Genomic DNA, 19,724 nt, shown 5'->3' on the forward strand with positions numbered 1-19,724 from the left:
CTCTGCTCATGGTTATAATTCGGGGAGTTGGCAGAGCTTGTCAGTAATTTATTATAACTTGGGGAGGTAATTCATGAATATTCATAAGAGTGGAATGGTCGCGCTTGGATTGCTGATGGCATCCAATGCCGCGCTTGCAGGTAACTGGGTTCGTGATGAGGGTGAGAAATCTATAGGTGCCACCTTTTCCTACGCTAGAGCGAATCAATTCTGGAATCAGAACCGAGTGCAAGTCCCCTTTGGTTGCGGTACGCACGATAATGTTGGGCTAGGGCTGAATGCTGAATACGGTATGTCCTATCATTACACTTTGATTGCGCAAGCAGGCCTGCATAAGATTTCATGCGGCCCCAATAGTGTAAGCGGTTTGGGTGATGTCGCTGTCGGTGTACGTGGTCGCATTGACTCAATGTCCAATGGCAAAGCGTGGGAATTGAAACTGTTGGTGCCTGGTGGGTACGATGCTGCCGCGCCAGTCCGTTTGGGCTATGGTGAGGTCGGTCTAGAAGCTGGGGCCTATTTCGGCCCTGCGTTTGATGCCTATGACGAAGACCCTTACAAGCCAGGTTATTTCCCTAAGCTTGATAGTTATTGGGAGTATGGTGGGTTTACCCGTGTTTGGACGGGCGCTCCCGCCCCCGAAATCGCAGGTCACGTCAAATGGAAACACGCCCTGTCGGATACTTGGAAGATCGGCCCAGCATTGAATGTACACTGGACCTTAGGTAAAGGTCAGCCTCAGTTCCAGAATATCTTCGCCAACCGTTTGGCCTATTCCCGTTCGGTCATCGTAGGGATAGAGTTGAGCACCTTGATTGGTCCCCGTACCTCCTTTCATATCACGCCTCAAACAACGATTTGGGGAGAGAATGCTGCCAAGTCTGTGGGGATTTCTGTCGGTATCAGCAAGGCATTCAAGTAATTTGAGTGATGAAGTTATTTGGAGTTAATCAATTGCGAAACGGCGGCAGCGTGCTCGTCGCCGTTTTTGTTTGCGCGGTCGGCTCTTGCCAAGCTTTGGCGACTGAGCCGCCTGCCGACTTTCCTTTTTTGCCCAGGTCTAAGCCTTACTTGACCTCGGTTGCAGAGGGTGAAGAACAAGCAGGCTCGAAGCAAGCGGCGAAAAGCTCTAAGGCAAGCAAGCAGAAGAGTCCTAGAGCAACAAGTTATCTCCAAAAAGAGGCTAACGAGGAGGCTCTAGGCTTCAATCTGGATGCTAATAGTGACTCGAAGAATCTTGAATACATGGGGCCTTTTGGTCAGATTCTCTATGGCCCGTTGCCGATGGCAAGTATCGAGATGGAAATGGATGAAGACGAGTCCGTTCTCCTGTTCTACAAGCCTGCCCACGACGGTTCCAGTTTTCCCGCTTCCTTAGTCAAGGATGGAGAGCAGCTTAAAGGTAGAGTGTCGGTCAAGGGTAGTTCTACACGTGGCTTCATCAAGAAATCTTTGCTGCTTAAATTGGACAAAGAGACTAAAGGTGACTGGTACGGTTACCGTAAGATTTCTCTGAATTCGATGTCCACTGACCCCAGTATGTTACGTGAGTGGCTATCTTGGGATTTGGCGCGAGCCTCCGGAATGAATGTATTGAACAGTTTCTATACGCGACTGTATATCAATAAAAAGTATATAGGTCTGTTCTTGTTCACCGAGTGGGTATCCCCGGAAGTGTTTGATCGCGACGGTTTGGGGACTGATGGTGAGTTGTACCAGCCAAATGACTCCACTCACTGCGGTGATTTGAGTGCGGCTTCGTTGAATGGAGCAACTCAGACGGCCGGCAAGAAGATAAATCGAGGGACGAATTGCTATGAGAAGTACTCTCCAGCAGATGGTAACTTAGCCAATCTTGAAAAGTTGGCCAAAGGCATTACATCAACGCCAGAAGGTTCGTTCCACCGATTCGTCGACGCAAATTTCCATAACGACTCCATCCTCAATTGGATCGCCGTCAATGGCATGGTTGGTAATGGGGACACCTACAACAAAAACTACTTCCTTTATTACAGTAACAAAGTTGCCCAGTGGGAAGTGATGCCTTGGGACTTCGACTTATCCATGGGGCGGAGCTGGGATCCCTATCTCGCTAAACCTCGTGATGTGTTTAATGACAACTTTGTCTATTACTACACCCCAGACATAGGATTCCCAGGTCAAGCTAAAACTCGAGTGTTGGAAGACCCTATCTTGCTTGAACGCTTGAAGAGGCGGATTGCACACTTATTAGGGATAGGCGAACCCTATGGTGATTCGCGCACGTACGGCTGGTTTTCACCTGAACGAGTAGCGGCGAGAATCAATGCCATCCAGAACTATACGATTCAGGATGCGCAGCAAGATCCATTCTCGAGCAATCGGATATACAGCTACGAAGAACAAGCTGACGCGATCAAATATTTCGTGCTGGCACATTATTCTTTCCTCAAAGCTACGACCGTGGGTGAAAACACGAATTGGCAGTACACCTATGATCCTAATCTCCCCATGGTTCCGGCCCCGACAGTCGCAAGTATGATGAGTGCTAGTTGGACCGCTCAACGTTCAGGCTATGAGCGTCCCTTGGTCGATAAGACCACAGGTAGGATCACTAGCGTAGTTAAAGTCCGCTCCATCTCGAAGCCGATGACGATAACCTCTACTGTTTTGAGTTTCCAGCCACCCAAGCAATTACCACCGGGAAGATCTGCCAATCAGTGCTTGAACCGGTCTTGGGAGCTAACGACCAAAGGGACATCGCCTATCGTTGCCGATGTGACTTTTGAGTATCTGCAAGAGAACTCGCAAAACAGCGAGGCGAGAGGTTTAGCTGGTGAGCAAAAGGATCTTCAACTTTGGCTGCTGGACGGCGATGCGTGGAACCCTCAGTTCACTCGTACCAACTCCCTATCCAAGACACTCTCTGTACGTAATCTGAGCGTGCCAGCTAATCGTACACTTCGATTCGTGGCATGCGTTGATGCGCCAGATGAGGCGGCTAAGCAAAGCACTGGTGCGACACCTCCCAAGGAAGTCACCGTGCAGAATCCTACGGTAAAGGCTTTCAAGGGTTTCTTCGAGAGCTTCAAACGAAAGTAGATTGATCGGTGCGTCCGATCATTATCGGCACCGCACCCTTCTAGGGAACCCAACATGACAGACACTCCATCCTTCCGCAGTGGCTTCGTGGCCATCGTCGGCCGCCCCAATGTGGGCAAATCGACGTTGCTCAATCACCTGATCGGCCAGAAGATCAGCATCACTTCGCGTAAAGCCCAAACCACGCGCCATCGTATCCACGGCATTCGTACCGACGAGGATTGCCAATATGTGTTCGTGGACACACCGGGTTTCCAGACCAAGCATATGAGTGCGCTCAATCGAGGCATGAATCGTGTGGTCAACACCAGTCTGCGCGATGTACAGGTCGTGCTGTTCGTGGTTGAGGCGCGCCATTACGACGAACGCGACCTCGAAGTGGTAAAACTGTTGCCAAAGGACGTGCCGGTGATTCTGGTGGTGAACAAGGCTGACATGCTCGATGACAAGGCCGAGTTGTTGCCCTATATCCAAAAGCTGTCCACTGACTTCACTTACGCCGCCATCGTGCCGGTAAGTGCCCGTCAGAACAAGCATCTGGATACCTTACTACAAGCGGTACGCGAAAAGCTACCCGAAGGCGAAATGATCTACGCCGAAGATGAGATCACCGACCGCAACGAGCGTTTCCTCGCTTCCGAGATCCTGCGCGAGAAAGTCTTCCGTTTCACGGGCGAAGAACTCCCGTATTCGGTCAGCGTGGTGATCGAGCAATTCAAGCTCGACGGCAAGCTGCGCCGCATTAATGCCGCCATTCTGGTGGATAAAGAAGCGCACAAGGCCATGCTCATCGGTAGCAAGGGCGAGAAACTCAAAGAGATCGCCACGCAAGCCCGCCTCGACATGGAAAAGCTATTCGACGGAAAAGTCTTCCTCGAAGTGTTCGTCAAAGTGCGCAGTGGTTGGGCGGACAGCGCGCAGATGCTGCGATCACTGGGTTATGAATGACCGCGACTAAACAGCGCGTTCAGGAGCAGCACGCCTTTCTGCTGCATAGTCACCCGTTCCGCGAGACCAGTCTCATCGTGGAAATCTTCAGTCGAGAACATGGCCGCTTGCCCATCGTGGCGCGTGGCGCTCGTCGTCCACGCGCGGCTTTGCGCGGTGTGTTGATGAGCTTTCAGCCGCTGCTTTTGTCGTGGTTCGGCAAAGGTGAGGTAAAAACCTTGCACAGCGCCGAGTGGCAGGGCGGTCAGCCGCAGTTGCAGGGCACGGCGCTGATGTGTGGTTTCTACCTGAACGAGCTTTTGCTTAACCTACTGGTGCGCGACGATCCGCACGAAGCCCTGTTCGAATACTATCGACTCACCTTGCATCGTCTGGCGCATGAGGAAGACCACGCCGCCACGTTGCGCTGCTTTGAAAAACATCTGTTGCAGGAACTGGGCTACGCACTTGCGTTGGAGCACGAAGTCGGCAGCGGCAAGCCGATTGCGCCGGATTCGATTTACCGTTATGTTGTCGAGCGCGGTGCGTTGCCAGATGAGACCACTCAAGAGGGCTTGCCGGTGCGAGGGAAAACGCTGCTAGACATGGCCGTCGATGATTACCGCGATCCGCTGACGGCGCAACAGAGTAAGCAATTGATGCGCGTGTTGCTGAATCACCATCTGGGCGGGCGGGCGCTACACACGCGCGAACTGATTAAGGACTTGCAAAAATTATGATGAAACTCGGACTCAACATCGACCACGTTGCCACCCTGCGTCAGGTGCGAGGTACCAACTATCCCAACCTCGTGCGCGCTGCGCTTATTTGCGAAGAAGCGGGAGCGGATGCCATTACCCTTCATCTGCGCGAAGATCGTCGCCACATTCAGGATGCTGATGTCGAGGTGCTGCGCGGGATGTTGCAAACGCGCATGAATCTGGAGTGCGCCGTCACCGACGAGATGATCGCCAACGCGTTGCGCATCAGGCCACACGACATCTGCCTAGTACCGGAGCGCCGTGAAGAGCTGACCACCGAAGGTGGGCTGGATGTGATTCGCCATTTTGATGCGGTACGCGTCGCCACTGCACTATGCACGGCCGCCGGTATCCGCGTTTCCCTGTTCATCGACCCAGATGAGCAACAGCTCAATGCCGCCCGTGCAGCAGGCGCGCCGGTGGTCGAGATCCACACCGGCAAGTATGCCGATGCCGACAGCGTACCCGAGCGCGAGTATGAGTTGGCGCGCATCCGCCAAGCCGCTGCCCACGGCCACGCACTCGGCTTGCAGGTCAACGCAGGTCACGGGCTCAACTATCACAACGTCCAGCCCATCGTAGCCATTCCACACATTGCTGAGCTCAACATCGGCCACGCCATCATCGCCGAAGCCGTGTTCATCGGTCTGGATGCGGCGGTGAAGAAAATGAAAGCGCTGCTGGTTCCGTGATCCTCGGTATCGGTACCGACATCGTCGCCGTTGCGCGCATCGAGGCTGCCATTGAGCGGCACGGCATTGCGTTCGCTGAGCGCATCTTGAGTGCGCACGAACTGCCGGAGTACTCGGCTCATGCGTATCCCGCTCGTTTCCTTGCAAAACGATTCGCTGCCAAGGAGGCTTTCGCCAAGGCCACTGGCTTGGGCTTGCGCCAGCCGGTCACCTTACAAAGCATTAGTATCATCCATGATGAGTTAGGCAAGCCAGGATTTGCCTTTGATGATGAGCTGAACGTTTATCTTCAGCAGCGAGGTGCTGTCCGCAACCACCTGAGTATCAGCGACGAACGCGAAACCGTCGTGGCGTTCGTGGTGCTGGAAGGGCAAGGGTAAGCCGCCAGTGAGGCATCTGGTGCAGCGGAGCCTAGTAAGCCCACGTTGAATCTCGCTGTGTTGGTCAGTATGCGGCGATCTCCACCTCATACAGTCCGCCGATCACCGTGTACTCATCTTCTCCCTGCAACATCCCCGGCAGCAAGCTCGTGTAGCAGAACAATTTTGACAAGGGCACTTGTGTGGTGAGCAGGTAATCGCTGAATTCGACGGTTATGTTCAATCGCCATCCGGCTCCACAATGCGTATCGGGCGCGTTCCAATCTTTGCACCCGTAACTTCATCTACTGCCACAGCTTTAATTTCTGTCCCTGTTTCTGCATCTAGGAAGCGCACCAATTTACCTCCGCCACGATATTGGCGTCCCCACGTACCAATCATGAAGAGCACCGGCAGAAAATCTCGACCCGCAGCCGTCAGCAGATACTCCTCACGCGGCGGGCGCTCTGAGTAGAGCCGTTTTTCCAGCAATCCTTCCTCCGTCAATGTTGCTAGCCGCCGAGTCAGGATCGTGGGTGCAATGCCCAAATTTTTTCGGAATTGGTCAAAGCGAGTGAGGCCGTTATGTGCATCCCGGAGAATCAATATGCTCCATGTATCACCAATGGAATCAAGGCTTCGCGCGATTGGACAGGGTTCTTCGAGAATATTTTTCATAGTTAATACTATTTTAGTAGTGACAAAGTATCAATTCGATAGTAACATGACTATCAATTCGATATCTACATGACTTTCGATTCGATAGTAGCACTTTAACGACAGACGATATACCCCACAAGGCGATATGAAATGAACAAGAACGATATTTGGGATGCACTGATTTCAGGAATATCTTCCGGCATTGGAGGGGGAGACTCACTGGCACTTAAACAGTCGGAGGGCGTTGACTTATCAGTGGCCGTCAAGGTCGCACTCAATAACTAATGAAGGGAATTGCCATGAAATTTCAAGGCGAAATTGAATACACCATTACAGAACATTCTTCCGAACACGTACTGGCGGAAATGCCGGTACGGGCGGGCATTCTCAATCTCGATGGTGTTGTAAACCACGGCGCAATACTGTGGTTCGCTGATGCGTGTGCGACGTTGCTCGCGCATGGCGAAGATGAGTCCACGACCGCTGTGGAGGGATTTCTGACGGGCATTAGCATCAACGCGGACATCGTTGGAAACCAGCGGGATGGCGTACTGAGAGCTTTATCCAAGTTCATCAAAAACGGGAGTGAACTGAATACCGTGCACACCATCATCACCGGCACCGATGAGATGCTCATTGCCGACATCACCACCCGTTACATCGTAAGCAAGTAGTCGTTTTTATTTTTCATTTTTTGAAAGGAACTGTCATGCCAGAATCAAAAGTAATCGTTGTTACCGGAGTGTCATCGGGAATTGGCCGTGTAACAGCCAAAAAATTCGCCGAGCGCGGCTACCAAGTGTTCGGTACGGTGCGCAATATTTCCAAAGCCTCTCCGTTGCCGGGCGTACAACTCGTCGAGATGGATGTGAGCGACAACGACTCCGTCAAACGCGGAATCCAATCTGTTATCGATAAGGCAAAACGCATCGACGTGCTCGTCAACAATGCAGGAGTCGCCATGCTTGGCGCGGCGGAGGAAACATCGATTGACGAAGCCAAGTGGATGTTCGACACCAACGTGTTCGGCATCCTGCGCACCAGCCAAGCAGTGCTTCCGCACATGCGCGCGCAACGCTCCGGCAGAATCATCAATGTAAGTTCGGTGCTGGGTTTCTTGCCCGCCCCCTATATGGGACTGTATTCGTCCGCCAAGCATGCCGTTGAGGGAATGTCGGAGACGCTGGATCACGAAGTACGCCAGTTTGGAGTCCGCGTGTCGCTCGTTGAACCCGGCTTCACGAAGAGCAACCTCGACACCAATTCGCCCCAAGCGGCCAACAAAATCTCCGCATATGACACTGATCGCGACAGCGTTTCGCGCGGAGTTGCCAAGAACGTTGGCAGCGCCCCCGAACCGGATGGGGTTGCAGACACCATCGTCAGCGCAGCGCTCGGCTGCTGGCGTATGCGTCATACCCCGAAGGGACAGGCTTCGCTATTGAGCAAACTGCGCCGCTTCATGCCCGCAGGCCCCGTCGATCAAAGCCTCAGGAAATCTTTCGGCCTCAAGTAAGCATTTAACCAAACAAGGAGAGTAACTATGCAAATCAAAAATGCTGTTGTCCTCGTTACCGGGGCTAACCGTGGCCTGGGTCAGGCCTTTGTCAACGCACTGCTGCAAGCGGGTGCAGCCAAAATCTACGCTGCTGCGCGCGATCCTGGCAGCATCACCCTCAGCGGCGTAACCCCCATCAAGCTGGACATAACCAACGCATCCGACATTGCCGCAGCCGCCGTACGCTGCACAGACCTGACGCTGCTGATTAACAACGCAGGCATTTACCGCAACACCGCATTCCTCGCAGCAGACAGTGCTGATGTCGCACGCGCCGAATTGGAGACCAACTTCTTCGGCCCGCTGATGATGAGCAAGGCTTTTGCCCCAATTTTGAAAGCCAACGGTGGCGGTGCCATCGTCAACGTGCTGTCGGTATTGAGCTGGCTCAACATCCCAGCTGCGGCCACCTACAGCGCATCCAAGTCCGCCGCATGGTCACTCACCAACGGCCTGCGCAATGAGTTAAGTGCGCAGGGCACCCAAGTGGTAGGCGTGCATGTGGGCTTTATGGACACCGACATGGCCAGCGGCGTGGATGTGCCCAAGGCCGCCCCGCTGGATGTGGCGCGTCAAACGCTATCTGCGCTGGAAGCCGGACAAGTCGAAGTGCTGGCGGATGATTTGAGTCGCGGCGTGAAGCAGGGGCTATCGGCTGGCGCATATTTGGGGCAGGCAGGCTAAGGCTTCGCGGCTCTCAAAAATTTAAAACAAACTCATACCCACAATGGAGAATCACATGAACATAAGTAAAAAATCTCACCTAAAAAATATTTTGCTGTCGATGGTTGCCGCGCTAGCAATTAACCAAAGCGCATTGGCAGGAAATATTGATTACACCACGACCCCAAATCATTACCTGTCAGTTGAGGGTAGCAAATATGCTTACCGCACACTGGGCGAATCAAATGGCAAACCGGCACTTGTGCTGTTTCAACATTTCACCGGGACGATGGATGACTGGGACTCTGCGCTGATCAATCGCCTTGCAAACAAACGTCAGCTTTACATTTTTGACAATGCGGGCGTGGGGGCTACGGAAGGCACTGCCCCGGATAACATTCCGGCAATGGCAAAAAATGCAGAGAAATTTATTGATGCTTTAAAGCTGAAGAAAGTCGACATTCTCGGATTTTCCATGGGCGGCAGTATCGGTCAGCAAGTATTGCTTGATCGCCCCGACCTAGTGAGAAAAGCCATTTTGGTTGGCACCGCACCGCAAGGTTACACAAGCGAAGGCGGCAAGGAATTACCGGTAGTGATGGAAGAAGCATTCAAAAAAGCGGGCGAAGCAAAAACACATCCCAAGGTATTTTTATTCTTTACAGAAACAAGTGAAGGACAAGCTGCCGCCACCGAATTCCTGTAAAGAATAAGCAATCACACTGTGGATGCAGAGAAACCAACCTCAGAAGCCACAACCAATGCGCAAGCCACGGCGATTGTCACTTGGGGAAGAATGCCGAGTAATCTGGCAGCACTTGAAAAGGTAAAGCAACCCGTTTTGCTGGTGAATGGTAGCAATGACGTTATGGCACCAACCAGCATGTCGTTCGAGTTATTCAAGCACTTTCAAAATGCACAGTTGAGCCTTTATCCAAACTCCGGTCATGGTGCGTTGTTCCAATACAATGACTTGTTTGTATCTCAGGTAGACACCTTCTTGGATGCTGCGCATTAAGTAGAGGTTCAACTAAGCGCGCGCCCTCGGAATCTTGAAGTGGCGCGCACCAATATCAAGACATCTCGAAACGAGATTCAATATTTCAGAGGAAAGTTCCATGATGGAAGGAAATGACGGTGACCTGCTTTATCTGGACGATATTCAAGTCGGCCAAAAATTCGGCAGCGCCAACTACACCGTGGACGAAGCTCAAATCAAAGCATTTGCCAGTCAGTTCGACCCGCAACCTTTTCACCTTGATGATCACGCTGCCCGGGACACGTTGTTTGGCGGGCTTGCCGCCAGCGGCTGGCATACCGCCGCCATCACCATGCGCTTAATCGTGACCAGCAGCGCGCGCTTTGCAGGCGGTATCATCGGAGCCGGTTGCGAAATCAGTTGGCCCATTCCCACACGCCCCGGGGATGTTCTGAGTGTTGAAAGTGAAGTGTTAAGTGTGTCGGCATCACGCTCTCGTTCCGAGCTCGGCATTGTGACCATTCGCAACAAGACGCACAATCAAGTAGGTGAGGTCGTGCAGGTGATGACAGCCAAGCTAGTGGTTTCTCGAAGGCCTGTTGCGAGCGCCAAGAGTTAATGTAGACGCTCGGATAACTGCGGCGTAATCAATACGCCGCAATACTCACCTCATACAGTCCGCCGATCACCGTGTACTCATCTTCTCCCTGCAACATCCCCGGCAGTAATTTCGTATAACAGAAAACTTTTGATAGAGGCACGCGTGTGGTGAGCAGATGGTCGCCGAATTCATCGGCACGTTCGCGGTTGGCGGTGAATGAGTTAAGACTATTCAAGAGGACCACGCGCCGTTTTTTATCCAGAGTCAGTAAGGTTTCATGCTCATCCATCCGGTTCACGCCCCGATACAGGGTGAGGTGATGCTGGCTGGGATATTGGCGAGCTAGCTCGTACTGGCAATAACTGTAAAGTAGGTCGAGCTGGGATTCTAGGCTGTTGGTTCCATATAGCGCAGCGGCACGCATTTCCAGATAGCCGCGGTAAGCATCCCCAGAAAAGTCGCGTATCACGCCGCCGTGATGGCGTGGCAACAGCCCAAAGCGTGACTCCACCCAGCCCTTTAAGGCAGCACCTTCCCGCCCATCTGCATCAAAACTCCAACCGCGCATCAAACGTAGGTAGTCAGCCTTCTGACGGCTAGTCGTAGTCAGCGCGGAGTAGCCAGCTTGCTCGGGCTGCTCCAACCAGAAGGCCGCATTCATGTGCAAGTTAAATGCGTGGGCGCGCTCTCGTGCATCGGGCAATTTATCTAGCAAGCCAAACAGGCCGTGATGAAACTCCGCAACGCCATCAAGGTACAGCGGGGCGGGGTCATGCTGGAAGCTCAGGCTGCCAAGGATAGTGGCGGGTAGGTTGCAACGATTGATGGGGAGCCGCGAGCTGCGTGGCAGAGTAGGGCAGGGCGTTGTCGCCACTCCTACAAAGGCGGGGGATTTGTTATGTTCCACTGCTGTTAGTGTGGCTTTATGTTGGTGGTTGAATCAATTAAATACAAAGGGTTAGTGTTTTTTTGTGTAGGTGGCACAGTGTTTGCGATGTTAAGAGTGCGAGCGACAGTTTTTTCAATCGCACCTTCATTTTGAAACTCTCAGGAGACTAACATGGCTCTGCGTCAATGCGCAATTTACGGGAAGGGCGGTATCGGTAAATCGACTACCACTCAAAACTTGGTAGCTGCTCTGGCCGAATCTGGCAAGAAAGTAATGATCGTTGGCTGCGATCCGAAAGCTGACTCAACTCGTTTGATTCTGCACTCGAAGGCTCAAAACTCCGTGATGGAACTGGCTGCTGAAGCGGGTTCTGTTGAGGATCTGGAATTGGAAGACGTGTTGTCGGTTGGTTACGGCGGCATCAAGTGCGTTGAATCTGGTGGTCCAGAGCCTGGCGTGGGTTGTGCTGGTCGTGGTGTGATCACTGCGATTAACTTCCTGGAAGAAGAAGGCGCGTATGACGACGAACTCGACTTCGTGTTCTATGACGTGCTGGGCGACGTGGTGTGCGGTGGTTTCGCGATGCCGATTCGCGAAAACAAGGCGCAAGAGATCTACATCGTTTGCTCCGGCGAAATGATGGCGATGTACGCGGCGAACAACATCGCCAAGGGCATCGTGAAGTATGCGAACTCCGGTGGCGTGCGTCTGGCTGGCCTGATCTGTAACAGCCGTAACACTGACCGCGAAGACGAACTGATCATGGCGCTGGCCGAACAACTGGGCACACAGATGATTCACTTCATCCCACGTGCTAACGCTGTGCAACACGCTGAAATTCGTCGTATGACCGTGATTGAATACGATCCAACACACAAGCAAGCTGACGAATATCGTGCTCTGGCTCGCAAGATCGTGGATAACAAGAAGTTCGTTATTCCGACTCCGATCACCATGGACGAGCTGGAAGCCTTGTTGATGGAATTCGGCATCATGGAAGCAGAAGACGAAAGCATCATCGGTAAAGCCGCTGTCGCAGCTTGATAGAGGTGGTCGGGTTGGCCGCAAGGCCGCTCGATAAGTCTGTAAATGACGTTGGGTATGCGGTTAATCCGCGTACCTGACCCACTCAAACCCTGACGGACTCCACATATTGGTGGGTCATTAAAGGAGAATGAAATGACAACACTGACACGCGAAGAAACCGAAGCGCTGATTCAAGAAGTGCTTGAGGTTTATCCAGAGAAAGCAAGAAAAGACCGCGAAAAACACCTCGCCGTCAACGATCAATCTATCGAACAGTCCAAGAAGTGCATCACCTCCAATCGCAAATCGTTGCCGGGTGTGATGACCATTCGCGGTTGCGCATACGCTGGTTCTAAGGGCGTGGTGTGGGGCCCGATCAAGGACATGATCCACATTTCACACGGCCCGGTCGGCTGCGGTCAGTATTCCCGCGCCGGTCGCCGTAACTACTACGTCGGTACCACTGGCGTGAACACATTCGGCACGATGAACTTCACTTCCGACTTCCAGGAAAAGGACATCGTGTTTGGCGGCGACAAGAAGCTCGCCAAACTGATCGGCGAGATCGAACTACTGTTCCCGCTGAACAAGGGTATCTCCGTGCAATCCGAGTGCCCGATCGGTCTAATCGGTGACGATATCGAAGCGGTTTCCAAGAAAGCGGCCAAAGAGATCGACAAGCCTGTCGTTCCAGTGCGCTGCGAAGGTTTCCGTGGTGTGTCGCAATCTCTTGGTCACCACATCGCTAACGACGCGATCCGTGATTGGGTCTTGCCACGTCGCGAAGGCAAGCCATTCGAAGGTACACCGTATGACGTAGCTGTCATCGGCGACTACAACATCGGCGGCGACGCATGGTCTTCTCGTATCTTGTTGGAAGAGATGGGTCTGCGCGTGGTTGCGCAATGGTCCGGCGACGGCACCATCGCTGAGATGGAGAAGACACCTTACGTCAAGGTCAACCTGATCCACTGCTACCGTTCGATGAACTATATCGCGCGCCACATGGAAGAGAAGTACAACATCCCTTGGATGGAATACAACTTCTTCGGCCCCACCAAAGTCGCTGAATCGCTGCGTGCCATCGCTGCACTGTTCGACGACAAGATCAAAGAAGGTGCCGAGCGCGTCATCGCCAAGTATCAACCTTTGATGCAAGCCGTGATCGACAAGTACAAGCCACGTTTGCAAGGCAAGCGCGTCATGTTGTACGTGGGTGGTCTGCGTCCGCGTCACGTCATCGGTGCTTACGAAGACTTGGGTATGGAAGTGGTCGGTACCGGTTACGAGTTCGGTCACAACGACGACTACGACCGCACCATCAAAGACATGGGCAATGCAACCTTGCTGTATGACGATGTCACCGGCTTCGAATTCGAAGAGTTCGTGAAGAAGGTCAAGCCCGACCTGGTCGGCTCCGGCATCAAGGAAAAGTTCATCTTCCAAAAGATGGGCGTTCCTTTCCGCCAGATGCACAGCTGGGATTATTCCGGCCCGTACCACGGTTATGACGGCTTTGCCATCTTCGCCCGCGATATGGACATGACTTTGAACAATCCGTGCTGGAGCAAGATCACCGCACCGTGGTTGAAAAAAGCTGAGCCGGAAGCGTTGAAAGAAGCAGCGTAAGCAACATGGGGGCGACCTCGTGTCGCCCATCATCAAACTATGCCGGCATCTGCATATGAGCAGTGCGGCTAAGGAGATAGATATGCAACAAGTTGACGACATCAAGCCTTGTTATCCATTGTTCCGTCAGGACGAATACAAGGAATCCATAGGTAACAAACAAGACCAGTTCGAAGAGCGCCATGAATCTGCCAAGGTTCAGGACACCTTCGAGTGGACGACCACGATGGAATATCGTGAGTTGAACTTCAAGCGTGAAGCGTTGACCGTGAATCCGGCCAAGGCCTGCCAACCTCTGGGCGCGGTACTGTGCGCGCTGGGCTTTGAAAAGACTATGCCGTATGTGCACGGTTCGCAGGGCTGTGTGGCTTACTTCCGTACCTACTTCAACCGTCACTTCCGCGAGCCTATCTCGTGCGTTTCCGACTCGATGACTGAAGACGCAGCTGTGTTCGGTGGTCAGAAGAACATGATCGATGGTCTGGAAAATGCCAAGGCGATCTACAAGCCAGAAATGATCGCGGTCTCCACCACCTGTATGGCCGAAGTGATCGGTGATGACTTGAACGCCTTCATCCGTAACACCAAGAAGGCGGGCAACATCCCTGAAGATTTTCCAACTCCGTTTGCTCACACACCATCGTTCGTGGGTTCGCATGTTACGGGTTGGGACAATATGTTCGAGGGAGTGATGCGTTACTTCACGCTGAACACCATGGAAGACAAGGTGCCCGGCAAGAACGGCAAGATCAACATCGTTCCCGGTTTCGAGACTTACTTGGGTAACTACCGCGTCATCCATCGCATGCTGGACGAGATGGGCGTTGCACACACCATGCTGAGCGACCCGACCGAAGTGCTGGATACTCCAGCGGACGGCCAGTTCCGTATGTATGCAGGCGGCACGACGCAAGACGAAGTGAAGGATGCAGCTAACGCTACCACCACCTTCTTGCTGCAACCGATGCAACTGGAGAAGACCAAGAAGTACGTTGACCTCACTTGGAAGCACGAAGTACCGAAGCTGAACATTCCGATGGGTCTGGAGTGGACCGACGAATGGCTGATGAAAGTTTCTGAAGTCACTGGCAAGCCTATTCCAGCCTCGCTGGTCAAGGAACGCGGCCGTTTCGTGGACATGATGACCGACAGCCACACTTGGCTGCACGGCAAGAAGATCAGCCTGTACGGTGATCCTGACTTCACGCTGGGCATGACCAAGTTCCTGACTGAACTGGGTATCGAACCGCTGCACGTGCTGTGCAACAACGGCAGCAAGAAGTGGACGAAGGCCATGCAGAAAATGCTGGACGAGACCCCTTACGGCAAGAACACCCAGTTGTTCGCAGGCGCTGACTTGTGGCACTTCCGTTCGCTGGTGCTGACCGAGAAGCCTGACTTCATGATCGGCAACAGCTACGGCAAGTTCATCCAACGCGATACCTTGCATAAAGGTAAAGAGTTTGAAGTGCCACTGATCCGTATCGGCTTCCCGATCTTCGACCGTCACCACCTGCATCGCGCCACCACCTTGGGCTATGAAGGTGCCATGCAAATGCTCACCACACTGACTAACGCAGTGCTGGAGCGTCTGGATGATGAGACTCGCGGCATGGGAACCACCGACTACAACCACGACCTAGTACGTTAAGGCAGGACTGAGTAGCGAGAACTGAGCGCTGAGTGGGTATGGCAGTTTTACTCAGCACTCAGAACTTATCGCTCAGTACTGAAACTCAAGGAGTTGCAATGGCAAACATCATGATCCAGCGCGGCAGCAAGACAGAGTATGTGTTCTATCTGCCTAAGCGCGACCTCGAGGACGACATTGTTTCGATGGAGTTCAACACCCCAGAGAAGTGGGGTGGCGAGATCAAGCTGAACAACGGCGGTTGCTATTACATCGAGCCGCAGCCTGCGCCAGCTAGATTGCCGATCTCCTTGCGTGCTAAGCGTCTGGATGCGGCGGAATGAAAATGAAACAGTCAAGTTGGAAGGTGGAAGAGGCAAGGGTGACTGCGGTTATGGGTTTCCTCTTGAGTACCTCAGGTGCGCTCCTTGTACCTTGCACCTTTCCCTGACCTAAAGGAGAACTATCATGGCAATGAAAATCCTCACCGACTTGTGCACTTCTTGTGGTGACTGCGAACCGGAGTGCCCAACCGCCTCCATCAGCACCAAGAAAGGCATGTACTTCATCAGCGCGAATGATTGCACTGAATGTGAAGGCGAGTATTCCAAGCCGCAATGTGTGAAGGTCTGCCCGATCAAGGGCTGCATCGTTCAACTGGCTGCATAGCAACTCTGATCGCCTTTCGTGACCGAAAGGCGATCACCCAACAATAGATGAGGAATCCGTATGACTAACGGCATCATCACCAAAACTGCCGCTCTGCGCATCGCGCTGGCCGCTCGTACCTTATCCGAGGTGAACATGGGCGGGTTAGTGGCCAAGCTGGGCGACCATCTGGGCTTGCCCATCACCGAAGACAAACTTGCCAAAGTCACTGTAGCTGATATCAAGCTCATTCTATCTGGCGAAGAGACGGTCGATCCTGATGTCGATGGTGCAACGATCAAGCTGGCGGTGCGCCACCTGTGGGGGCAGAGCAATGAGGCAGATAACTTGCCCGAGTTGGACAGCTACACGGAAGGCGACCTTCCCGGTAGTCTGCGCGTTGCTGTCGCTTCCAACACCGAAGAGAATCTCGATGGTCACTTTGGCTCCTGCCCACGTTTTCTGATCTATCAAGTAGCGCGTGAAGAAGTTCGCTTGATCGAGATTAGACCGACCGTCCTCGCTGACGAAGCCGAAGACAAAAATGTCGCTCGTGCAGAGCTCATCAACGACTGCCAGATCGTCTATGTGCAATCCATCGGTGGCCCAGCAGCAGCTAAAGCAGTGCGTGCCAATGTTCATCCAGTGAAAGTGCCCGAAGGCGGCAAGGTGCGCTACACCTTACAACGCCTACAGCGGGTACTGGATGCACCACCGCCTTGGCTGGCCAAGATCCTTGGCGTGGAAGCGAAGTCGCTGAGACAATTTGCCGAGTCAGAAGATGAGTAGCCCGATGATCGTTCCTGAGACACTGGACAGTATCGCGAAGATCGCATCTTCATTTTCGGCGATGAATGACGAGGCGATGGCTCAACTGAAAAGTCGCTGGCCGGACCTGCGCTTTACCTTCTGCAATGATGACGATATGCCCGCTCGCATGCCGCCAGTGTTGCAGGGCGAATCCTTCAATCTTTACTTAGTGAGCGGTAGCGAACATTGTCTGAGTTTGACCAACGATCCGCTACAGGCCATTGGCGTGGTGGTGGCGAGCGTAGACGAGTCTTAATGTATCGCAGACAGAAAAATAATCACGGGCACGCAAGTGCCCGTTTTATTTGGTAGGTGATTGTCGTGTTTCTCACGCACCAAATTGTGAGTCGAGCATAAGTCGAGTGCAAGCTCCCAATTTTTATAGTTTGTACTACTTCAATTATTCAATGGCTTATGTGGTTAAGTTGAAAGAATTCAAAAGTGGTATTACTCTTGCTTACCGTTAGGTGGTGATAGGTTATAACGCGAGGTCATTGTGGTTCAATCGAATGTGAAGAAAACTATTCCGGGGCGCTTCCCGCAATTCAAAATTGCTAAGGGAAAGCGCTGGGATCATCTGGAGTTGTTGGAGCGCATCGACGCATCGGGCTCGATTTCATCCGCAGCGAGTGCGATGGGCATGAGCTACAAGGCTGCCTGGGAAGCCGTTGAGGCAATCAACAATCTTTCCGAGCAGCCCTTGGTCGAGCGCAAAACTGGCGGGCAGAAGGGGGGCGGAACAACGCTCACCGTGTATGGCCGTCGGGTGGTTGGCGCGTATCGGCGGTTGGAGCAGGAGCGAGAACATGTGCTCAAAACGTTAAGCCGCATCATGGATGACTTCGATGAGTATTACCATTTAATCAGGAGATTCGATATGAAAACGAGTGCGCGCAATCAATTTTTGGGATCGGTGAAAAGCATCAAGCTGGGCGCGATCAACGCCGAGGTGATCGTGGACATCGGCGGCGGCGATACGCTGGCAGCGGTCATCACAAACGAGAGCGTTGAGCATCTGGCGCTCACAGATGGTGTGGAAGTGTATGCGATGGTGAAAGCACCTTGGGTGATCGTGACGACCTCCGATGGCTTCAAGACCAGTGCCCGCAACGAGCTGCACGGTACGGTGGTGCGCTGTCAGGAAGGCGCGGTGAATGGCGAAGTCATCATCGAACTGGCGGGTGGCAAGAGCGTGGCAGCGGTGGTGACCAATGACAGCATTCACTCGCTAGGCTTGGCCGAAGGCGTGAAAGCCTGCGCGCTGATCAAGGCGTCCCATGTGATTCTGGCCGTCAACGCGTAAGGAGAGCGCAATGAGGATTTCCATGACCAAACTACTTGTTGGCTTGCTGCTGAGCGCGCTGGCACAGATCGCACATGCCGAAAAGATTACCGTCGCAGCTGCCGCCGATCTGAAGTTCGCAATGGACGAAATTGTCACCACCTTCAAGTCGTCCAATGCGGGTGACGAGGTGGAGGTCATCTACGGTTCGTCCGGCAAGTTCAACACCCAGATGCAACAGGGTGCGCCGTTTGACTTGTTCTTCTCCGCCGACATTGCCTTCCCTCGCGAATTGGCGAAGAACGGCCTGGCGGCTTCCGAAGTAAAGCCTTACGCTGTCGGCCGCATCGTGCTATGGAGCGCCAGCATGGATGCGAGCAAGATGACATTGGGTAGTCTGACCGATTCCAAGATTACCCACATCGCCATCGCCAATCCGCAGCATGCCCCCTACGGAAAGCGTGCCGAGGAAGCATTGCGCTCATCCAGCTTATGGGAGAAGATCGAGTCCAAACTGGTCTATGGCGAGAACATCGCCAACACGGCTCAGTTTGTGCAGACCGGTAATGCGCAGGTCGGCATCATCGCCTTGTCGCTGGCGGTGAATCCCGAACTGTCGAGCAAGGGCGGATATTACCTCATTCCCGATATGCTTCATGCGCCGCTGGAGCAGGGATTCATTATCTGCAAACGAGCCGAGAACAGTGCATTAGCCAAACGCTTTGCCAATTACATAGGCAGCAAGCCGGCGCGCGCCGTGATGACTAAATACGGGTTCGTGCTGCCCGGCGAAGCCGTGCGTAAGTAGGCCGCGGTCAAGTGGTCGTCCATTTTTTGATCGGGGATAGTAATGGGTTTGTCGGGCGGTGACCTGCAAGCAATCTGGCTGACTGTGCGGTTAGCCAGTGTCGTCACGCTTATCCTGCTGCTGGTCGGCACTCCCATCGCGTGGTGGCTGGCGCGTGCACGCGGCAGGTGGAAAGGGCCAGTCAGCGCGATAGTGGCCTTGCCGCTAGTGTTGCCACCCTCGGTGCTCGGTTTCTACTTGCTGTTGGCGATGGGGCCGAATGGCCCAGTTGGGCATCTTACCCAAGCCCTGGGCATTGGTATGCTTCCGTTCACCTTCTGGGGGTTGGTGGTGGCCTCGGTGTTCTACTCGCTGCCTTTCATGGTGCAGCCTTTGCAAACGGCATTCGAGTCTATCGGCGACCGCCCGCTGGAAGTAGCCGCGACCTTGCATGCTTCGCCGCTGAATATTTTTTTTAGCGTTGCGGTGCCGCTTGCGTTGCCGGGTTTCCTCACCGCCGGAATTTTGACTTTTGCCCATACTGTGGGCGAGTTTGGTGTGGTATTGATGATAGGCGGCAATTTGCCGGGTATCACGCGGGTGGCCTCGGTGCAGATTTACGACCATGTGGAGGCATTGGAATACGGACAGGCGCACCATCTTGCTGCTGTGATGCTGATCTTCTCCTTTTTAGTGTTATTGGTGCTTTACGCATGGCGCCCCACGCCTAGGAAGGTATGAC

At 53.4% G+C, this 19,724-nt stretch carries 26 protein-coding genes; 23 read left to right on the forward strand and 3 right to left on the reverse strand.

Annotated elements, in window-relative coordinates:
* Positions 1-73: 73 nt before the first annotated feature.
* Genes OYT1_RS04660 through acpS form a run of 6 tightly spaced genes read left to right on the forward strand, consistent with a single transcriptional unit; the run spans position 74 to position 5,841 of the window.
* The gene (locus OYT1_RS04660) at positions 74-922 is read left to right on the forward strand and encodes a hypothetical protein (protein ID WP_145983672.1); all 849 of its coding nucleotides are present in this window, start codon (positions 74-76) and stop codon (positions 920-922) included.
* Between the two features lie 8 nt (positions 923-930).
* On the forward strand, positions 931-3,081 hold the full coding sequence (locus OYT1_RS04665) for a CotH kinase family protein (RefSeq protein ID WP_062626986.1): 2,151 nt from the start codon (positions 931-933) through the stop codon (positions 3,079-3,081).
* Positions 3,082-3,135: 54 nt separating this feature from the next.
* A complete protein-coding gene (gene era / locus OYT1_RS04670; protein WP_062626987.1) occupies positions 3,136-4,029 on the forward strand; it encodes a GTPase Era in 894 nt (297 codons plus the stop codon).
* Positions 4,026-4,748 (forward strand): DNA repair protein RecO, encoded by a 723-nt coding sequence (recO, locus tag OYT1_RS04675; RefSeq protein WP_062626988.1) that lies wholly within the window; start codon positions 4,026-4,028, stop codon positions 4,746-4,748. The genes era and recO overlap by 4 nt, the downstream gene beginning before the upstream one ends.
* Complete coding sequence (pdxJ, locus tag OYT1_RS04680) at positions 4,745-5,461, forward strand: pyridoxine 5'-phosphate synthase (RefSeq protein WP_062626989.1); 717 nt, start codon at positions 4,745-4,747, stop codon at positions 5,459-5,461. The genes recO and pdxJ overlap by 4 nt, the downstream gene beginning before the upstream one ends.
* Positions 5,458-5,841, forward strand: coding sequence for a holo-ACP synthase (gene acpS, locus OYT1_RS04685; protein WP_062626990.1), 384 nt, complete (start codon positions 5,458-5,460; stop codon positions 5,839-5,841). Before pdxJ ends, acpS begins: the two co-directional genes overlap by 4 nt.
* 64 nt (positions 5,842-5,905) lie before the next feature.
* On the opposite strand, the gene OYT1_RS04690 is transcribed toward acpS, so the two are convergent.
* Both OYT1_RS04690 and OYT1_RS04695 read right to left on the reverse strand, forming a co-directional pair.
* Positions 5,906-6,064: an NAD(+)--dinitrogen-reductase ADP-D-ribosyltransferase gene (locus OYT1_RS04690; protein ID WP_084612012.1), complete on the reverse strand. Its 159-nt coding sequence runs from the start codon at positions 6,062-6,064 to the stop codon at positions 5,906-5,908.
* Positions 6,061-6,498 (reverse strand): winged helix-turn-helix transcriptional regulator, encoded by a 438-nt coding sequence (locus OYT1_RS04695; RefSeq protein ID WP_062626991.1) that lies wholly within the window; start codon positions 6,496-6,498, stop codon positions 6,061-6,063. The genes OYT1_RS04690 and OYT1_RS04695 overlap by 4 nt, the downstream gene beginning before the upstream one ends.
* 132 nt (positions 6,499-6,630) lie before the next feature.
* Here OYT1_RS04695 and OYT1_RS13980 point away from each other — a divergent pair, with 132 nt between their 5' ends.
* The 7 genes from OYT1_RS13980 to OYT1_RS04725 all read left to right on the forward strand — a co-directional run bounded on the left by OYT1_RS13980 (position 6,631) and on the right by OYT1_RS04725 (position 10,299).
* Positions 6,631-6,765 (forward strand): hypothetical protein, encoded by a 135-nt coding sequence (locus OYT1_RS13980; protein ID WP_269460710.1) that lies wholly within the window; start codon positions 6,631-6,633, stop codon positions 6,763-6,765.
* Between the two features lie 14 nt (positions 6,766-6,779).
* Positions 6,780-7,154, forward strand: a complete 375-nt coding sequence (locus tag OYT1_RS04700; RefSeq protein WP_145983673.1) for a PaaI family thioesterase — start codon at positions 6,780-6,782, stop codon at positions 7,152-7,154.
* A gap of 35 nt (positions 7,155-7,189) precedes the next feature.
* A complete protein-coding gene (locus tag OYT1_RS04705) occupies positions 7,190-7,996 on the forward strand; it encodes an oxidoreductase (RefSeq protein WP_062626993.1) in 807 nt (268 codons plus the stop codon).
* A 27-nt stretch (positions 7,997-8,023) separates the two neighbouring features.
* On the forward strand, positions 8,024-8,722 hold the full coding sequence (locus OYT1_RS04710; protein ID WP_062626994.1) for an SDR family oxidoreductase: 699 nt from the start codon (positions 8,024-8,026) through the stop codon (positions 8,720-8,722).
* A 55-nt stretch (positions 8,723-8,777) separates the two neighbouring features.
* Complete coding sequence (locus tag OYT1_RS04715; RefSeq protein ID WP_062626995.1) at positions 8,778-9,407, forward strand: alpha/beta fold hydrolase; 630 nt, start codon at positions 8,778-8,780, stop codon at positions 9,405-9,407.
* A gap of 18 nt (positions 9,408-9,425) precedes the next feature.
* Positions 9,426-9,719, forward strand: a complete 294-nt coding sequence (locus OYT1_RS04720; RefSeq protein ID WP_145983674.1) for an alpha/beta fold hydrolase — start codon at positions 9,426-9,428, stop codon at positions 9,717-9,719.
* A gap of 100 nt (positions 9,720-9,819) precedes the next feature.
* Complete coding sequence (locus tag OYT1_RS04725; protein ID WP_062626997.1) at positions 9,820-10,299, forward strand: MaoC family dehydratase; 480 nt, start codon at positions 9,820-9,822, stop codon at positions 10,297-10,299.
* Between the two features lie 28 nt (positions 10,300-10,327).
* Here OYT1_RS04725 and OYT1_RS04730 read toward each other — a convergent pair whose 3' ends face one another.
* Positions 10,328-11,188, reverse strand: a complete 861-nt coding sequence (locus OYT1_RS04730; protein ID WP_062626998.1) for an NAD(+)--dinitrogen-reductase ADP-D-ribosyltransferase — start codon at positions 11,186-11,188, stop codon at positions 10,328-10,330.
* 153 nt (positions 11,189-11,341) lie between these two features.
* On the opposite strand from OYT1_RS04730, the gene nifH reads away from it, so the two are divergent.
* The 10 genes from nifH to modB all read left to right on the forward strand — a co-directional run bounded on the left by nifH (position 11,342) and on the right by modB (position 19,723).
* Positions 11,342-12,214 (forward strand): nitrogenase iron protein, encoded by an 873-nt coding sequence (nifH, locus tag OYT1_RS04735; RefSeq protein ID WP_062626999.1) that lies wholly within the window; start codon positions 11,342-11,344, stop codon positions 12,212-12,214.
* Positions 12,215-12,349: 135 nt separating this feature from the next.
* Positions 12,350-13,825 (forward strand): nitrogenase molybdenum-iron protein alpha chain, encoded by a 1,476-nt coding sequence (gene nifD, locus OYT1_RS04740; RefSeq protein ID WP_062627000.1) that lies wholly within the window; start codon positions 12,350-12,352, stop codon positions 13,823-13,825.
* An 82-nt stretch (positions 13,826-13,907) separates the two neighbouring features.
* Positions 13,908-15,476, forward strand: a complete 1,569-nt coding sequence (gene nifK / locus OYT1_RS04745) for a nitrogenase molybdenum-iron protein subunit beta (RefSeq protein WP_062627001.1) — start codon at positions 13,908-13,910, stop codon at positions 15,474-15,476.
* A 98-nt stretch (positions 15,477-15,574) separates the two neighbouring features.
* On the forward strand, positions 15,575-15,799 hold the full coding sequence (nifT, locus tag OYT1_RS04750; protein WP_062627002.1) for a putative nitrogen fixation protein NifT: 225 nt from the start codon (positions 15,575-15,577) through the stop codon (positions 15,797-15,799).
* 124 nt (positions 15,800-15,923) lie between these two features.
* On the forward strand, positions 15,924-16,124 hold the full coding sequence (locus OYT1_RS04755) for a 4Fe-4S binding protein (RefSeq protein WP_062627003.1): 201 nt from the start codon (positions 15,924-15,926) through the stop codon (positions 16,122-16,124).
* Between the two features lie 60 nt (positions 16,125-16,184).
* Positions 16,185-16,892 carry a dinitrogenase iron-molybdenum cofactor biosynthesis protein gene (locus tag OYT1_RS04760; RefSeq protein ID WP_062627004.1) on the forward strand — a complete coding sequence of 236 codons (708 nt, stop codon included), beginning with the start codon at positions 16,185-16,187 and terminating at the stop codon, positions 16,890-16,892.
* Entirely contained in the window at positions 16,885-17,169 is a 285-nt protein-coding gene (locus OYT1_RS04765; RefSeq protein WP_197714106.1) for a DUF6129 family protein, read from the forward strand. Before OYT1_RS04760 ends, OYT1_RS04765 begins: the two co-directional genes overlap by 8 nt.
* Positions 17,170-17,424: 255 nt before the next feature.
* On the forward strand, positions 17,425-18,216 hold the full coding sequence (locus OYT1_RS04770; protein ID WP_232013228.1) for a TOBE domain-containing protein: 792 nt from the start codon (positions 17,425-17,427) through the stop codon (positions 18,214-18,216).
* A 22-nt stretch (positions 18,217-18,238) separates the two neighbouring features.
* Positions 18,239-19,003 (forward strand): molybdate ABC transporter substrate-binding protein, encoded by a 765-nt coding sequence (gene modA / locus OYT1_RS04775; protein WP_197714107.1) that lies wholly within the window; start codon positions 18,239-18,241, stop codon positions 19,001-19,003.
* Positions 19,004-19,045: 42 nt separating this feature from the next.
* The gene (modB, locus tag OYT1_RS04780; RefSeq protein ID WP_062627008.1) at positions 19,046-19,723 is read left to right on the forward strand and encodes a molybdate ABC transporter permease subunit; all 678 of its coding nucleotides are present in this window, start codon (positions 19,046-19,048) and stop codon (positions 19,721-19,723) included.
* Position 19,724: the final 1 nt, after the last annotated feature.

Source organism: Ferriphaselus amnicola (assembly GCF_000974685.2).
In the GTDB taxonomy this organism is placed as follows: domain Bacteria; phylum Pseudomonadota; class Gammaproteobacteria; order Burkholderiales; family Gallionellaceae; genus Ferriphaselus; species Ferriphaselus amnicola.

What these genes read in the sequence shown, in the direction of transcription:
- OYT1_RS04660 (WP_145983672.1), top strand. Translation starts at nt 74, where the DNA reads ATGAATATTCATAAGAGTGGAATGGTCGCGCTTGGATTGCTGATGGCA.
- OYT1_RS04665 (WP_062626986.1), top strand. Translation starts at nt 931, where the DNA reads ATGAAGTTATTTGGAGTTAATCAATTGCGAAACGGCGGCAGCGTGCTC.
- era (WP_062626987.1), top strand. Translation starts at nt 3,136, where the DNA reads ATGACAGACACTCCATCCTTCCGCAGTGGCTTCGTGGCCATCGTCGGC.
- recO (WP_062626988.1), top strand. Translation starts at nt 4,026, where the DNA reads ATGACCGCGACTAAACAGCGCGTTCAGGAGCAGCACGCCTTTCTGCTG.
- pdxJ (WP_062626989.1), top strand. Translation starts at nt 4,745, where the DNA reads ATGATGAAACTCGGACTCAACATCGACCACGTTGCCACCCTGCGTCAG.
- OYT1_RS04695 (WP_062626991.1), bottom strand. Translation starts at nt 6,498, where the DNA reads ATGAAAAATATTCTCGAAGAACCCTGTCCAATCGCGCGAAGCCTTGAT.
- OYT1_RS13980 (WP_269460710.1), top strand. Translation starts at nt 6,631, where the DNA reads ATGAACAAGAACGATATTTGGGATGCACTGATTTCAGGAATATCTTCC.
- OYT1_RS04700 (WP_145983673.1), top strand. Translation starts at nt 6,780, where the DNA reads ATGAAATTTCAAGGCGAAATTGAATACACCATTACAGAACATTCTTCC.
- OYT1_RS04705 (WP_062626993.1), top strand. Translation starts at nt 7,190, where the DNA reads ATGCCAGAATCAAAAGTAATCGTTGTTACCGGAGTGTCATCGGGAATT.
- OYT1_RS04710 (WP_062626994.1), top strand. Translation starts at nt 8,024, where the DNA reads ATGCAAATCAAAAATGCTGTTGTCCTCGTTACCGGGGCTAACCGTGGC.
- OYT1_RS04715 (WP_062626995.1), top strand. Translation starts at nt 8,778, where the DNA reads ATGAACATAAGTAAAAAATCTCACCTAAAAAATATTTTGCTGTCGATG.
- OYT1_RS04725 (WP_062626997.1), top strand. Translation starts at nt 9,820, where the DNA reads ATGATGGAAGGAAATGACGGTGACCTGCTTTATCTGGACGATATTCAA.
- nifH (WP_062626999.1), top strand. Translation starts at nt 11,342, where the DNA reads ATGGCTCTGCGTCAATGCGCAATTTACGGGAAGGGCGGTATCGGTAAA.
- nifD (WP_062627000.1), top strand. Translation starts at nt 12,350, where the DNA reads ATGACAACACTGACACGCGAAGAAACCGAAGCGCTGATTCAAGAAGTG.
- nifK (WP_062627001.1), top strand. Translation starts at nt 13,908, where the DNA reads ATGCAACAAGTTGACGACATCAAGCCTTGTTATCCATTGTTCCGTCAG.
- nifT (WP_062627002.1), top strand. Translation starts at nt 15,575, where the DNA reads ATGGCAAACATCATGATCCAGCGCGGCAGCAAGACAGAGTATGTGTTC.
- OYT1_RS04755 (WP_062627003.1), top strand. Translation starts at nt 15,924, where the DNA reads ATGGCAATGAAAATCCTCACCGACTTGTGCACTTCTTGTGGTGACTGC.
- OYT1_RS04760 (WP_062627004.1), top strand. Translation starts at nt 16,185, where the DNA reads ATGACTAACGGCATCATCACCAAAACTGCCGCTCTGCGCATCGCGCTG.
- OYT1_RS04765 (WP_197714106.1), top strand. Translation starts at nt 16,885, where the DNA reads ATGAGTAGCCCGATGATCGTTCCTGAGACACTGGACAGTATCGCGAAG.
- modA (WP_197714107.1), top strand. Translation starts at nt 18,239, where the DNA reads ATGACCAAACTACTTGTTGGCTTGCTGCTGAGCGCGCTGGCACAGATC.
- modB (WP_062627008.1), top strand. Translation starts at nt 19,046, where the DNA reads ATGGGTTTGTCGGGCGGTGACCTGCAAGCAATCTGGCTGACTGTGCGG.